This window comes from Chitinophagales bacterium, assembly GCA_017303835.1.
In the GTDB taxonomy this organism is placed as follows: domain Bacteria; phylum Bacteroidota; class Bacteroidia; order Chitinophagales; family Chitinophagaceae; genus JAFLBI01.
This window is the reverse complement of record JAFLBI010000001.1, coordinates 1,942,148-1,956,387: the sequence shown is the minus strand read 5'-3', so window position 1 is coordinate 1,956,387 and position 14,240 is coordinate 1,942,148. Positions and strand designations below refer to the sequence as shown.

13 protein-coding genes are annotated in these 14,240 nt (G+C 42.1%); 8 read left to right on the top strand and 5 right to left on the bottom strand.

Annotation, left to right across the window (positions count from 1 at the left end):
• Positions 1 to 9: 9 nt before the first annotated feature.
• Positions 10 to 1,485: a RagB/SusD family nutrient uptake outer membrane protein gene (locus J0L83_08870; GenBank protein ID MBN8664672.1), complete on the top strand. Its 1,476-nt coding sequence runs from the start codon at positions 10 to 12 to the stop codon at positions 1,483 to 1,485.
• A gap of 65 nt (positions 1,486 to 1,550) precedes the next feature.
• Here the strand turns inward: J0L83_08870 and J0L83_08865 are convergent, their stop codons facing one another.
• From J0L83_08865 to J0L83_08855, 3 genes are all read right to left on the bottom strand, one after another.
• Positions 1,551 to 3,101 (bottom strand): Rne/Rng family ribonuclease, encoded by a 1,551-nt coding sequence (locus J0L83_08865; protein MBN8664671.1) that lies wholly within the window; start codon positions 3,099 to 3,101, stop codon positions 1,551 to 1,553.
• A gap of 331 nt (positions 3,102 to 3,432) precedes the next feature.
• Complete coding sequence (locus J0L83_08860; protein ID MBN8664670.1) at positions 3,433 to 4,263, bottom strand: hypothetical protein; 831 nt, start codon at positions 4,261 to 4,263, stop codon at positions 3,433 to 3,435.
• 40 nt (positions 4,264 to 4,303) lie between these two features.
• On the bottom strand, positions 4,304 to 4,594 hold the full coding sequence (locus J0L83_08855; GenBank protein MBN8664669.1) for an integration host factor subunit beta: 291 nt from the start codon (positions 4,592 to 4,594) through the stop codon (positions 4,304 to 4,306).
• Between the two features lie 228 nt (positions 4,595 to 4,822).
• Here J0L83_08855 and mutY point away from each other — a divergent pair, with 228 nt between their 5' ends.
• The 7 genes from mutY to J0L83_08820 all read left to right on the top strand — a co-directional run bounded on the left by mutY (position 4,823) and on the right by J0L83_08820 (position 11,819).
• Positions 4,823 to 5,893 carry an A/G-specific adenine glycosylase gene (gene mutY / locus J0L83_08850; GenBank protein ID MBN8664668.1) on the top strand — a complete coding sequence of 357 codons (1,071 nt, stop codon included), beginning with the start codon at positions 4,823 to 4,825 and terminating at the stop codon, positions 5,891 to 5,893.
• A gap of 90 nt (positions 5,894 to 5,983) precedes the next feature.
• The gene (gene ssb, locus J0L83_08845) at positions 5,984 to 6,415 is read left to right on the top strand and encodes a single-stranded DNA-binding protein (GenBank protein MBN8664667.1); all 432 of its coding nucleotides are present in this window, start codon (positions 5,984 to 5,986) and stop codon (positions 6,413 to 6,415) included.
• A 131-nt stretch (positions 6,416 to 6,546) separates the two neighbouring features.
• Positions 6,547 to 7,815 carry a gliding motility-associated protein GldE gene (gene gldE, locus J0L83_08840; protein MBN8664666.1) on the top strand — a complete coding sequence of 423 codons (1,269 nt, stop codon included), beginning with the start codon at positions 6,547 to 6,549 and terminating at the stop codon, positions 7,813 to 7,815.
• Positions 7,812 to 8,405, top strand: a complete 594-nt coding sequence (locus J0L83_08835) for a hypothetical protein (protein MBN8664665.1) — start codon at positions 7,812 to 7,814, stop codon at positions 8,403 to 8,405. The genes gldE and J0L83_08835 overlap by 4 nt, the downstream gene beginning before the upstream one ends.
• Before the next feature lie 175 nt (positions 8,406 to 8,580).
• Complete coding sequence (locus tag J0L83_08830; GenBank protein MBN8664664.1) at positions 8,581 to 9,162, top strand: DUF3109 family protein; 582 nt, start codon at positions 8,581 to 8,583, stop codon at positions 9,160 to 9,162.
• A 4-nt stretch (positions 9,163 to 9,166) separates the two neighbouring features.
• A complete protein-coding gene (locus tag J0L83_08825) occupies positions 9,167 to 10,546 on the top strand; it encodes an iron-sulfur cluster-binding protein (protein MBN8664663.1) in 1,380 nt (459 codons plus the stop codon).
• 43 nt (positions 10,547 to 10,589) lie between these two features.
• Positions 10,590 to 11,819 (top strand): hypothetical protein, encoded by a 1,230-nt coding sequence (locus J0L83_08820; protein MBN8664662.1) that lies wholly within the window; start codon positions 10,590 to 10,592, stop codon positions 11,817 to 11,819.
• Here the strand turns inward: J0L83_08820 and J0L83_08815 are convergent.
• Positions 11,806 to 12,705: an EamA family transporter gene (locus J0L83_08815; GenBank protein MBN8664661.1), complete on the bottom strand. Its 900-nt coding sequence runs from the start codon at positions 12,703 to 12,705 to the stop codon at positions 11,806 to 11,808. The two genes, J0L83_08820 and J0L83_08815, sit on opposite strands and share 14 nt — an antisense overlap.
• Positions 12,706 to 12,710: 5 nt before the next feature.
• Positions 12,711 to 14,231 (bottom strand): bifunctional phosphoribosylaminoimidazolecarboxamide formyltransferase/IMP cyclohydrolase, encoded by a 1,521-nt coding sequence (purH, locus tag J0L83_08810; GenBank protein ID MBN8664660.1) that lies wholly within the window; start codon positions 14,229 to 14,231, stop codon positions 12,711 to 12,713.
• Positions 14,232 to 14,240: the final 9 nt, after the last annotated feature.

The window sequence follows — 14,240 nt, the reverse complement described above, 5'->3', positions numbered from 1 at the left end:
AAATTGATTATGAAATACAATAGTTTCAAACTGGTAGTAGTTCTGGCAACTGCTTTAGGTCTGGGCGCTTGCTCAAAAAACCTGGAGTTAAAGAACCCATTCGGACTTACACCTACCAACGCGTTTACTGATCTCGCTTCTTTCGAGCGTCAGTTATCAGGTGTTTACGGCGCATTTGCTTCTGCCGATTACCACAATGGTTATACCATGGTAACGGATATCCTTACTGACGACTGTTATGAAACAACAGAGTCACTGGTGAACTTCAACCAGGTACACAACTGGCAGTATGATGCAGCTGACCGTCAGCGCACATTCTTCACCAGTATGTGGCGTCAGCCATACAATACCATTCTGCAGGCTAACTATATCATCAATGGTATTGGTGCTTTCAAGAATGACAACGAGCGTTACCACAACAGAATCCTCGGACAGGCTTTGGCTGCAAGAGCGATTGCTCACTTCGATCTGCTGAAAGCTTATGCTGGTAACATCGATCGTAATAGCACAGCTCCTGGTATTCCCGTGAAAACAGATACCAAGATTACTTTCCCTGCAAGAAATACAGTGAAAGAAGTGTATGATGCTATCTATAACGACCTGAATCAGGCAATTACTTTATTGGGTAATACAGACGTTAGCATTAACTCTGCTACCAATAAAGGTGGATTGGATATCTGGGGTGCAAGAGCTGCACTGGCAAGAGTAGCTTTGTATGCTAAAGATTATCCTACTGCTATCACAGCTGCTACAGCAGTGATTAATCAGTTTCCTTTAGCAACTAGAGCGCAGTTCCCCGGTATTTGGAACGATGCTAACAGTGCTGAAGTAATCTGGGCAATCAACAATAACAGTGGTGATCCAGGTAGTCCATTTCCAAGTGCTGAACTGATGAGCTTCCGCTTTAACAGAAATACATTTGGTGTATTGCCTGCATTGATTGCTACTTATGATACAACAGGATTTGGTGCTACTGGTACTGGTCGTGATATTCGCTTCACCAGCTATTTCTACCTGAGAAATACATTGGGTGGTGCTAATAACTGGGCTATTAGCAAATGGCGCGGTAAGGGTACTTCTGCAGACAACTTGGTAAACTTCAAAGTTTTCCGCGTTGCTGAAATGTACCTGATTCGTGCAGAAGCACAAGCTCTGTCAAGTCCAAGTCAGGAAACTGCTGCTAATGCAGACCTGAATGCATTGAAAGCTGCTCGTATCAGTGGCTGGGTAAACCAAACATTAACTGGCGCAGCATTGGTAAATGAGATTGCTGCTGAGCGTAGAAGAGAGATGTGCTTTGAAGGTCAGCGTTGGTTCGATCTGAAGCGTACAACACGTGTGGTGAACAGACCACTTACAGGTACTGGTAACCCTAACGCGCAAGTACAAACTTCTCTGCCAAGTAGCAGCCACCGTTGGGTATGGCCTATTCCTGAAGTAGAGGTTAGAGCCAATCCTAATATTGCACAGAACCCTAACTACTAATTGAGTATACACTGCAAATGAAAAAGCCATCCTGAAAAGGATGGCTTTTTAGTTGGGTGATCTTTTTAGAACTTAATTTCTTCCTCATGCTCATCAAAGAAATGAAATTCAATGAGGTGATAATTATTGTTCGCTACTGCTTTCAATTGTTTAGCACCATACTTGCGCTTCCACTTTTTCAGAATAGAGGTGAAAATACCTTTTGTTAGATGCGAATACACAATTGGGTTGACAGCTAATGTCAATTTCTTATGTGAATGCGTGAGCAGATAATGCAGTCGCTTTTCAATTTCGTCTTCCAGCAGCAAAGTAGAGCTTATTTTACCAGTGCCATTACAAACCGGACATACTTCAGCCGTATTGATATTCATTTCCGGCTTCATGCGCTGTCTTGTGATTTGCATCAAACCAAACTTTGATACCGGTAGTACCGCATGTTTAGCACGATCGCCACGCATAAAACCTTCCATCGCTTCCTGCAGCTTACGCTTGTTCTCAGGTAGCTTCATATCAATGAAATCAACTACGATGATACCGCCAATATCTCTGAGTCTCAACTGACGTGCAATCTCCGCAGCCGCTTCCATATTGGTTTCCAGCGCATTCTCTTCCTGATTATTACTGATACTTTTATACCCGCTGTTTACATCAATAACGTGCAAAGCTTCCGTATGCTCAATAATTAAGTAAGCACCACTGGGCAGATTCACCGTTTTTCCGAAAGAAGATTTTACCTGCTTGGTAATACCATATTGATCAAACAATGGCTGTGCATTGTTGTGCAGGGTAACGATATCTGTTTTATCAGGGAATATCTTTTGTACGTAACTGCGCGTATCGTTGTAGAGATTCTTGTCGTTTACAACAATGCGGTTGAAATCATCATTCAGTAAATCGCGCAGAATGCTGGTTGTCTTATCCTGCTCGCTCATAATCTTAGCAGGTGCTTCTGCACCGGAAAGATTTGCCTGAATATTCTTCCAGGTTTCAGCCAGCGTCAGTAAATCCTGATGGAGCTCAGCAGTACTCTTGCCTTCTGCTGCAGTACGAACAATTACACCAAAATTCTTAGGCCTGATGGCTTCTACAATCTTATGCAAACGCTTTCTTTCTTCTGAAGAATGTATCTTCTTAGAAACTGCTACCACCTCATTGAATGGTGTAAGTACCACAAATCTTCCAGGCAAAGACAATTCGCAACTAAGCCTTGGTCCTTTTGCTGCAATTGGTTCCTTTAAAATTTGAACGAGAATATTGGGTTTGCCATTCAGTACTTCGTTGATCTTACCTGTTTTAACGATTTCGGGTTCAGATTGAAACTTCGCAAAATCAAAGCTGCCATCATGGTCATTCATGGCATGCTGTGTGAATTTGATGATAGATCTAGCAAACGGACTCAAGTCTGTATAATGCAGGAATGCATCTTTTTCAAAACCAACATCTACAAATGCGGCATTCAGACCGGGAATGAGTTTCTTCACCTTACCCAGGTAAAGATCGCCCACAGCAAAACTTGCATCAGCTTTTTCATGATGCAGCTCCATGAGCTTTTTTTCTTCTAGCAATGCTATTTCCACTCCGCCTGGAGCAGCATTGATGATTAATTCTTTATTCACAGAGTTCTGTAACTTTTTAATATAAAACACAGAGCCCGCTAACGCAGGAGCTCGCACACAACACTATTACCGTTTTACAGTAGCCACGAGGAAGGGAAAGGAAGTTACAGAAAGGAAGAGGAGTGTGGCCAACCGTCAGATAATGGTGATGCCCCTGCAAGCGCAGGGGCAAGACTTATATAAGGTTCAGATAAGTAGTGAATTACTTATTCTTCTTCTTATGGCGATTCTTTCTCAGACGCTTTTTACGCTTGTGCGTAGCGATCTTATGACGCTTTCTCTTTTTACCGCAAGGCATACGCTGTGCTTTTAATCAGTTAAACAATAAGGTTTATTTTCTCAGTTCGATGATGCGTTTATCCAGCTCTTGTCTGATTTCCGCATAATCAATCTTTTGCTTGGCTTTTTCATACCAATCGGCTGCTGTTTTCTTTTCTCCCTTCAGTTCATAAACTTCGGCAAGATTGAAAATGGCATCCAGATTATTGGGTTCCAGTTTGGTAACTATCAAAAAACGCTCGATAGCTTTATCGTACTGTCCGCTGATCTTACCACCCAGACCAAGAATCATCTGTCCGTAAGCATTATTTGGGTTCTTCTCTACTATCTGTCTGATTGGTAAAATTCCCTCCATCGGGTTGGAAGAAATATTGCCCAGAATATAGCAGGCACCCAATCCAATCTTGCTGGAATCATTCGCAGGATTGATGCTTAGTGCTTTTTCAAATAACTCTTTGGCATTGCCGGCAAGCCATTGCTGAAGTGCCGGATTACCCGCTGTCATTAGCCTATCTAAATACAGACGGGCGGCAAAGGTGAGGCTTTTTTCAGAATTTTCCAACTTAGCAGCAGATCCAGTATAGATGGCATAGGGCTCAAATGCTTTTACGGAATCAGACCAAAAGCGCGCTAATTGATGATAAGTATGTATTTGCTGGTCTTTTACATCGCCCCGCTTCACTTCATTCTCCAGCTGGGTAATAGCGATTGACTGAGATGGACTCAACCCTTTCTTGTATTCAGCAAGGATTGTTTCATCAGTTAAGTTGTGATTATCAGTATGTTGTGCTGATTGAGCCGGTGTTTTACCTCTTTTGGCGGGCGGTACAGTATTGCCAAAGAAATAGAGCAGGATTAATAATAAGAATCCGCCACCAACCAGAAAGTATTGTTGTTTTTTCACTTTTGCCGTTTGCGCAAAATTATTCGCTACGGCGTTTGTTTTTCACTTCGCTGACAAATTCTTTTGCAGGCTTGAAAGCAGGAATGAAATGTTCTGGAATTTCAACCGCAATATTCTTCTTGATATTACGACCGATTTTGGCTGCGCGCTTCTTGGTTATAAAGCTGCCAAAGCCCCTGATGTAGATATTCTGGCCGTTTGCGAGACTTTCCTTTACCTCTTTGAACATGGTTTCCAGCGTCACAAGCACATCAACTTTCGGAATACCCGTTTTGTCAGAGATTTGATTGATGAGATCCGACTTGCGCATAGTAGGGTTTTTTTGTTTACTGTATCTGATCAGGATACAACTTAAAATAAAACAAATAGTTTGAAAAAAGCAAATAAAATGGGCAAATTATTTTAAATGTTAGTGGTTGATTGTTAGCCCCTTCAGAAAGTATTTCCGCTCAATCCCCCCTTTTTTGTGTAAAAAATTTACCACATATTTCAACAAGCTTTAAGCCGGTAGTTGTTAATTGCAGGTCTATCTTACCCCATGAAGAAAAGAATCGCCCCCGCTTTATTGGACTGGCATCAAAACGAAAATCGGCGTGAAATGCCCTGGAAAGGAGAAACAGACCCTTATAAAGTCTGGCTCAGCGAGGTAATCCTTCAGCAAACCAGGGTAGAGCAGGGGCTGGATTATTACCTCCGGTTTATTAAAAAGTATCCAACCCTTGCCAAATTAGCCAAAGCCAAAGACGAAGATGTGTTTAAACTTTGGGAGGGTTTGGGCTATTACAGCCGATGCAAAAACCTACTTTTTACGGCTAGATTTATTCAAAATGAGTTAAAGGGCAGATTCCCAGACAATTACGACGATTTACTACGCTTGAAAGGGGTTGGTCCCTATACAGCCGCAGCCATTGCTTCATTTGTATTCAATCAGCCACATGCGGTAGTGGATGGTAATGTATTCAGGGTTTTGTCCAGAGTCTTCGGCATTAATACACCTATCGATAGTACAGCAGGTAAGCAGGCATTCACAGAATTGGCTAACCTGCAATTAGACCGCAAGCAGCCCGGACTCTATAACCAGGCCATTATGGATCTTGGAGCTACAGTTTGCAAACCCTTTTTGCCGGTTTGCCAAAGCTGTCCTTTACATAAACACTGCAGTGCTTATGCAACAGGTACTGTAAACCAATTACCCGTAAAAGAGAAAAAATTACAGAAGAAGCGCAGGTGGTTTTATTACTTCATTTTGGAAGCCGATGGTAAATGGATGGTGAATAAACGCGGTGCTGGTGATATTTGGGAAAACTTGTATGAGTTTATGTTGATTGAAAGTGAGTCGGCCCAGACATTGTCTGACGAAGCCATTCAATCTTTGCTGAAAGAACAACTCAGTATTCAGAAGGCTGAGATAGTCAGCATTTCAGCCGAACAGCGCCAATTATTAACGCATCAGGAAATCAGGGGTCAGTTTATTCATCTTTGCTTGAAGCATATTCCCAAAAAACTGGAACAGCATGCCTGGCATACGGTAAAAAACCTTCGTAAACTCAGTTTCCCCAAATTCATTACACAGTATCTCGACAATCGCGAAAAGCTGCTTTTTCCTTAAAACAGGAAGTTTTCAGGCAGATTGTACAGATGATTAAAAAAGGCTAATTTTAAGAACGACAAATTCATCTGTGGTCTAAAAACCAATTTTATGAGAGGCGTTAACCGAGTTATGTTGATTGGCAATCTGGGTAAAGATCCTGATGTACAACACCTGGAGGGTAATATTGCTGTAGCCAAATTTCCCCTGGCTACAACAGAAACCTACAAGGATCGTTCCGGTAAACTTGTTTCACAAACAGAATGGCATACTGTAGTCCTTTGGAGAGGCCTGGCAGAACTGGCACAAAAATACCTGCACAAAGGCAGCCTGATTTATGTGGAGGGACGTTTACGCACCAGAAGCTGGGATGATAAGGAAGGCAATAAAAAATTTGCCACTGAAGTGGTAGGGGATAACCTGATTATGCTTGATAAAAGAGGCGATGGCGGTCATCACGGTGCTGGCGGCGAAGGTATGGACGGCTATACCGGAGATGATGCACCACCTTTAGGTGATGCAGGAGAAAGCCTGCCTTTCTAGAATAGGGTACATCTGTATTTTTGTATCCGGATTTTTCATCTAACACCTGGACTTTGGACGATCACTCGGTTATTACATCAAATTATTTGTCACAGCTGCTGTATGTAGCTATCGATACACAGGGTACCACCATGCTGGTACTCTTGCTATTTGTGCTGTTATTTCTCTCCTTTGTTTTGTCTGGGTCTGAAGTAGCTTTCTTCTCGCTCACGTATAAAGACATTAACCTGCTGAAAACAAAAGAACAGCCTGCGCTGCGCAGAATTGTGGATTTGCTGGAAGCACCTAAAACCCTGCTCGCATCACTGCTGATTGCGAACAGTTTTGTGAATGTAGGCATCATCATTATTTCCAATGTCTTGATTGATAATGTTATTGAGTTTGAACAATTCAACGCCGCCTGGGTAGAGTTTCTGATCAAAGTACTCTCAGTAACTTTTATGTTGGTACTGTTTGGTGAAGTAATGCCCAAAGTGCTTGCAACACAAAACAATATTCGCTTTGCTAAAGACTTCGGCGGTATTGTACAGGTAATCGCTTATGCAACAGCAGGCATGAGCAGATGGCTGGTAAAATATTCAGATATCATTGAGAAAAAACTGGCAGACAAACGTAGTGCAAGCTATAGTTTGGAAGAGCTTGATCATGCGATAGACATTACCAGTGAGAATGCGGCATCTGAAAAGGAAAAGAATATCCTTAAAGGCATTGTAAAGTTTGGGAATATCACCGTAAAACAAATTATGCGCGCCAGACTGGATGTGCATGGAGTAGAATACGATTGTTCTTTTGAGCAACTTGTGAAAGCTGTAGCAGAGCTGAACTACAGCAGACTACCTGTTTACAAGGAAGACCTGGATGAAGTAGTTGGTATTATTCATACAAAAGATCTCCTGCCCTTTCTGGAAGAGTCCGCCGACTTCGATTGGCACCAACTCATGCGTCAGCCTTATTTTGTACATGAACAGAAAATGATTGAAGATCTGCTCAAAGATTTCCAGTTGAAGCGTATCCATTTTGCTGTTGTTGTGGATGAATTTGGTGGCACAAGTGGTATTGTTACACTTGAAGATATTTTGGAAGAAATCATTGGCGATATCCGCGATGAATTCGATGAGGAAGAGTTGGGCTATAAAAAAATAGATGAAACCAATTTCATTTTTGAAGGCCGTTGCATGATCTATGATGTTTGCAAAATCATGGAATTGCCGCTGGATACTTTTGATGGCGTGAAAGGTGAAAGTGATTCCATTGCCGGACTGGTACTGGAACTTGCCGGTGAGATACCTGTGCAAGGGGCCATTATACCGAGTGGCGATTTTGAGTTTACTGTATTGGAGGTGGAGAAAAACCGCATCCAAAAAATTAAGGTTTCTATACAACGTCAAGCCGAATCATGAGCATAGATTTGCGCATGCGCGTACTGATGATTGGTATCCTTTTCTTAATGGCTTGTAACAGCAGTTACACACCCAGGCCAAGAGGTTATTATGCAATTGATTTTCCAAAACGATCTTATCAGGTTTTTAATGAAGCAGGATTCCCATACAGCTTTGAGTATCCTGTATATGCTAGAGTAGTGCGCGACACTTCATTTTTCGGCGAAGCCACAGAAAATCCTTGGTGGATCAATATTGATTTTCCGCAGTTTGGTGGTAAGATCCACATTAGCTACAAAGCCATTGGCAATAACCAACTCAATAAACTGGTGAATGATGCTTTTGTGATGACGAATAAGCATAACCTTAAAGCCTATTCTATTGAGGATTCACTGATGCGTAATCCGGCAGGTGTACCCGGTGTCTATTTTAAAGTTAGTGGCGATGTAGCTACTGCGCATCAATTTTTTCTGACAGACTCTACACGTCATTTCTTAAGAGGAGCACTCTATTTTGATGCCACACCCAACGAAGATTCTTTAAAGCCGGTCAATGCATTTCTGCAGGCTGAGATGAAACACCTGATCCAAACCTTTCGCTGGAAACAATAAGCCACCCTGTAAACACAGGATGGCTAAGGCAAACACTGATCAACCCCAAGGGGCATTCAGTCAATAGTTGTACGCAAAATGCCTGTGTATGTTACAAGGCCAGTTGTTAATCTTTTGTTTGCACAGACTGCGCTCAGCGCCTGCTTTGCTTGTATCTTCGTGAGAATCCGGTAATATGATAGCAATTGATAATAAACTGATCAGTGATGAAGTGGTAGAAGAGCAGTTTGTCTGCGACCTTGCCAAGTGTAAAGGCGGTTGCTGCGAAGACGGCGATGCCGGTGCGCCATTGGAAGATTGGGAGAAGAAAAAGTTGGATGAATTTTACGCCACTATTCAGCCATACATGACCAAAGCAGGGATTGCAGAAGTAGCCAAGCAGGGTAAATATGTATATGATAGTGATTTTGGCTGGGTAACACCAACCATTAATGGCGGGATTTGTGTATATGGAAAAAAAGACGCTTCTGGTACCATTTTGTGCGCAGTAGAACAGGCATACAATGAGGGTAAGCTTGATTGGAAAAAACCCATCAGCTGTCATTTGTTTCCAATAAAGATTTCGAAAAGCGAGCTTGATCCCGATATGGAGTATGTGAACTATGAGCCCCGGGAAGATTTGTGTAAGGCAGCATGTAAACTGGGCACTAAATTGAAAGTACCCGTATATCAGTTTTTGAAAGATGCCCTGATCAGAAAATATGGTCAGGAGTTTTACGATACTTTATCCGCTACTGCAGCGCACATGAAAAAATAAATCCATGCGATCCACAGCAGCATCATTCATTGCCAAGAGTACTATCAAAGCACCAGGTCTGGAGCATCGCCGAAAGATCAATTTTAATATCGGTAAGTACAATGCTACCGTGCCTTTGGGTAAACAACAGTTTACAGATGTAATGGCGGCACGCGAGCAGGCTAAAAATATTAAGTGGGAAGCAATAGAGCATCTGGATAAATACCTCTTGCAGTTTGAAGAACAAATCACAAAGCGTGGCGCAAAAGTGCTTTGGGCTGAAACAGCTGAAGAAGCCCAAGAGCATATCGGCAGAATCTGCGCAGAAAAGCAATGCAAGACCCTGGTGAAGAGCAAGAGCATGGTGACTGAGGAAATTCACCTCAACGATTATTTGGAAGCTGCAGGTATTGAAAGTGTTGAAACTGATTTGGGCGAATATATTCAGCAATTAGATGGAGAACCTCCCTATCATATTGTAACGCCTGCCATGCATAAAAGCAAGGAAGATGTAGCTCGCTTGTTTGCACAAAAGTTGGGTACTGATCCTGCGGCAACGCCTGAGCAACTGACTTTAGTAGCCAGAAAGAAATTACGTGAGAAATATGTACAGGCAGAAGTTGGTGTTACCGGCGCTAATTTCATGATTGCAGATATTGGCGCTATTGCAATCACTGAGAACGAAGGCAATGCTCGCTTAAGTTGTGCATGGCCAAAGACACATATCGTGGTGGTTGGTATTGAAAAGATGATTCCTTCCTTGCAGGACTTATCACTATTCTGGCCATTGCTTTCCACTTTTGGTACCGGGCAAAAAGTTACGGTGTACAATACCATTGTTGCTGGACCTCGACAACCTAACGAAACAGATGGTCCGGAAGAGATGTATGTGATTTTATTGGACAATGGCAGAACCAATTTATTGGCCAAGCCGCAGGCCAGAGAAGCGCTTTATTGTATTCGTTGTGGTGCATGCTTGAATGCTTGTCCCGTTTACAAGAATATTGGTGGGCATAGTTATGAGACTACGTATAGTGGTCCAATTGGTAAAGTGATTACGCCGCATCTCAAGCCAATGAGTGATTATCAGCACTTGAGCTATGCATCTAGTCTTTGCGGTAACTGTACAGAAGTTTGCCCGGTTCGTATTAACCTGCATGAGATTCTGCTTGATAACAGATATGAGGCAGTACAAGAAGGAAATAGTTCTATTGCTGAACGTGTGGCATGGAAAGCATGGAAAGCTGCCAGCATGAACAGGATGATGATGAATATGGGTAATGGACAGTTAAAGAATTGGGTAGTGAACAAGGTATTCAAGGGTTGGACAACCCATCGTGCTGAATTAGATTTCAGTCAGCAAACTTTCAATCAGCTTTGGCGAAATAGAAAGCAGTCACAATAGCTTGATACTCTTTGCCACACATATCAGCGAGCGGTTGCGCTACATGGTGCAAACTCTGCTGGGTGAAGCATGTGTGATAACAGATGCTGTCGCTGTTTATCAGCAGCACTCAGGTTTTCATATCAATTATTCTGATCAGTTATTTGATGTGGATGATTGTCGAATAGTACCACATGGTTTACTGCATGAACCTGGTATTCGCACACAGACTATCAAGATTGCTAATTGGCAAGCGCTTCCTGTTTTTTTTCAAACAAATGGTGATCTACCCTTCGATATTTTCGCTGCAGCATTTTATTTGTTGAGCAGATATGAAGAGTATTTACCATTTGCACCGGATGCATTGGGACGCTTTCCCCACAATACAAGTATTGCAAGTCAAAATGGTTTTTTGCAAAGACCATTGATCAATGAATGGTTATTGCAGTGGAAGCAAGCTTTTCCAGCATTAACGCTTAAGCAAAGCCGGTTTCAGTTTCAGCCTACTTATGATGTAGATATTGCTTATGCCTATAAGGGTAAGCCTTTTTCTATTCAAATCTTGAATCTATTCAAATCTTTGATCAGTGCAGATTGGGCTAGATCCACTGCGCAATGGCAGGTTTGGAATGGAAATGCATCTGATCCATTTGATCAAACAGAATGGTTGAAGCAAATGCATCAAGAGAAATGGCAACCAAATTATTTTATTTTGGCCTCGAGACAAAGATCGAAGCTGGATAAGCAAGTGAACAGAATTGCTTTAGCTGAATATTTTAGTAAACTGGATGCAACACAAGTAGGTATTCATCCTTCAGTTAAAGCTTATCATAGCAAAAGTATTCTGACTGAAGAATATCAATTTCTATCAACTGCATTCAACAGCACTATTCAGCATAGTCGCCAGCATTATCTCATGCTATCTTTCCCGGAAACCTATCGAAGTTTAATTGAGCTGGGTATTATTGCTGACTATTCCATGGGTTATTCTACGGCAAATGGTTTCAGGGCTTCTTATGCCATGCCTTTTTATTGGTACGATATTGCAAATGAGCAGATCACCAGTTTGCAGATTTTTCCTTTTGCATGCATGGATACGACTTGTATTTTTCATTTACAATTATCAGCGGTAGCAACAGCCAAGGAATATTGTCATTATCTAAAAGCGATATATGCTGTGGATGGATATTATGCGATAGTTACTCACCCGCACTATTTATGTAAAACGCCTTTGTTCGAAGGATATCGGCAGGCTTATGCAAAATTGTTGATGGAAGCTGCTAAGATTTCTTGAGGTTTCGATTTACCAGATATACGCCAAATAAGGTTATCAAAGAACCTATGATGAGTTGCAAGCTGATATGTTCATCAAGCAGGATGCTGCCAATCACAATCGCTACAATCGGATTAATATATGCATAGAGCGCAGCTACACCTGGATGCAGATGTTTCATCGTATAGATAAAGGCAATAATGGCGAAGATGGATCCAGCGCCAATCAGGTAAGCTATGACAGCCCATGACACAGCCGGTATATCCAGCAGTGGGATATGTCCGCCAGGAATAAACGATAATCCGAAAATCATGAATGAGCTAAAGAACATCTGCCAGCCCATACCGAAGTAGGGATTGATTTTTACGGTTTGTCTGGAAATCATGATGGTGCTGATACTCCAGGACAACATTGCAATCAAGGCAAGACAGATGCCAAATAGATAACCTTCCGGATGTTTCGAAAATGCATTTTCATAGAAAACCAATGTGATACCAGCAATACCGAGAACAATACCTACTAAAGAGAGCAGATTAAGTTGCTTTGATTTGAAGTAGAAATGTTCGATCAATACAACGCATAGAGGGTACAATGCGCCAATCAAAGCTGCGAGTCCGCTTGAAATGTATTGTAAACTCCAGGTGCTAAGCCCATTGGCAAGTACAAAAGTGAAAATACTAAGCACGAAAAGTTGTACTAACTGCTTTTTGCCAGGAATAGCTTCCCCTTTCAACAAGAAAAAACCCAGAAATAAACTGCCACCAATGAATTGACGAATGCTAGCCAGTTCTAAAGGCGGTAAAGTAGATACACCAAATTTCATCGCCACCCAAGTGGTGCCCCAGAGCAAGCTGGTAGCTGCAAGTGCGAAATAAGCGAGTCGGTTGGTAGTATTGGGTTGGGTCAATCTATTTAGTGTTTGAAATGACGCATGCCAGTAATCACCATAGCCAGTTCGTTGTTCACACAATAATCGATGCTGTCTTTGTCTCTGATAGATCCTCCCGGCTGTATGAATGCGGTAATACCAGCACTATGTGCAATGCGTACGCAATCATCAAATGGGAAGAATGCATCAGATGCCAATACAGCACCGTTCAAATCAAAATTGAATTGCTTTGCTTTTTCTATTGATTGGCGCAGCGAATCAATACGGCTGGTTTGTCCGCATCCCTTACCCACCAGTTGCTTATCCTTAATTAAGGCAATTGCATTACTCTTAAGGTGCTTACAGATTAAGTTGGCAAAGCTTAGATCAGCTTTTTCAGCTTCTGTACAGGTTCTGCCACCAACTTCCTTCCATTCTGTAAAATTACCTTGATCGGTATCCTGTACCAGGGTGCCATTCAACAAAGACTTGCTTTGCACGCTAGCAATATGGCTGGCACCAGTTGTTTGTAAGAGAATACGGTTCTTTTTGCTCTTCAATGTTTGTAAGGCAGCATCTTCAAATGCAGGTGCAATCAATACTTCAAAGAAGATTTCATTGATGGCTTCTGCAGTAGCAAGATCAACAGTGCCATTTGTAACCAATACACCACCAAATGCACTTTCCGGATCACCTGCTAAAGCAGCATCCCAGCTATCTTTTACGCTGCTGCGTTGAGCAGTACCACAAACATTAGTGTGCTTGATTATCGCAAATACAAAGCCATCATTGGTGGATGGAAATTCCTGTATCAACTGCAAAGCTGCATCTACATCTACCAGGTTATTGTAAGAGAGTTCTTTGCCATTCAATTGTGCAAACAATTCTGTCAAATTACCGTGGAAACTCGCTTGCTGATGTGGGTTTTCGCCATAACGCAATACTTGCTTGTGTGCGCTGGTTTGTTGCACGGTAGTTTGTGGATTGAAGTAATTACTGATGGCGATATCATAATTCATCACCACTTCAAAAGCTTTGGCTGCAAATTGCTTGCGCTGTTCAATTGTAGTGGTACCGTTTTGCGTTTCTACCAAGGATTGTAATGCCGCGTAATCATCCTTCGCTGCAACTACAACAACATCTCTGAAGTTTTTAGCTGCTGCGCGAATCATGGATGGACCGCCAATATCTATTTTTTCGATGATGGCTTTTTCTTCAGAAGTGTTTTTGACTGTTTCTTCAAAGGGGTAGAGGTCAACAATCACCAAATCAATTTCAGGTATCTTGTATTGAGCCATCTCAGCCAGGTCCTGTGCTTCATATCTTCTGCCCAGAATGCCACCAAACACGGCAGGGTGCAGTGTCTTTACACGACCACCTAAAATGGATGGATAGGTAGTCAGACTTTCCACAGGCACGCAAGGAATACCATTCTGTTCCAAAAACTGCTGAGTGCCACCGGTAGAATAAATGGTAATGTTCTGTTTGTGTAATGCCTGGGCTAGGGGCGCCAATCCATCTTTATAGAAGACAGAAATCAGGGCCGACTGAATTTTTTTTTGCATGACTGGGTG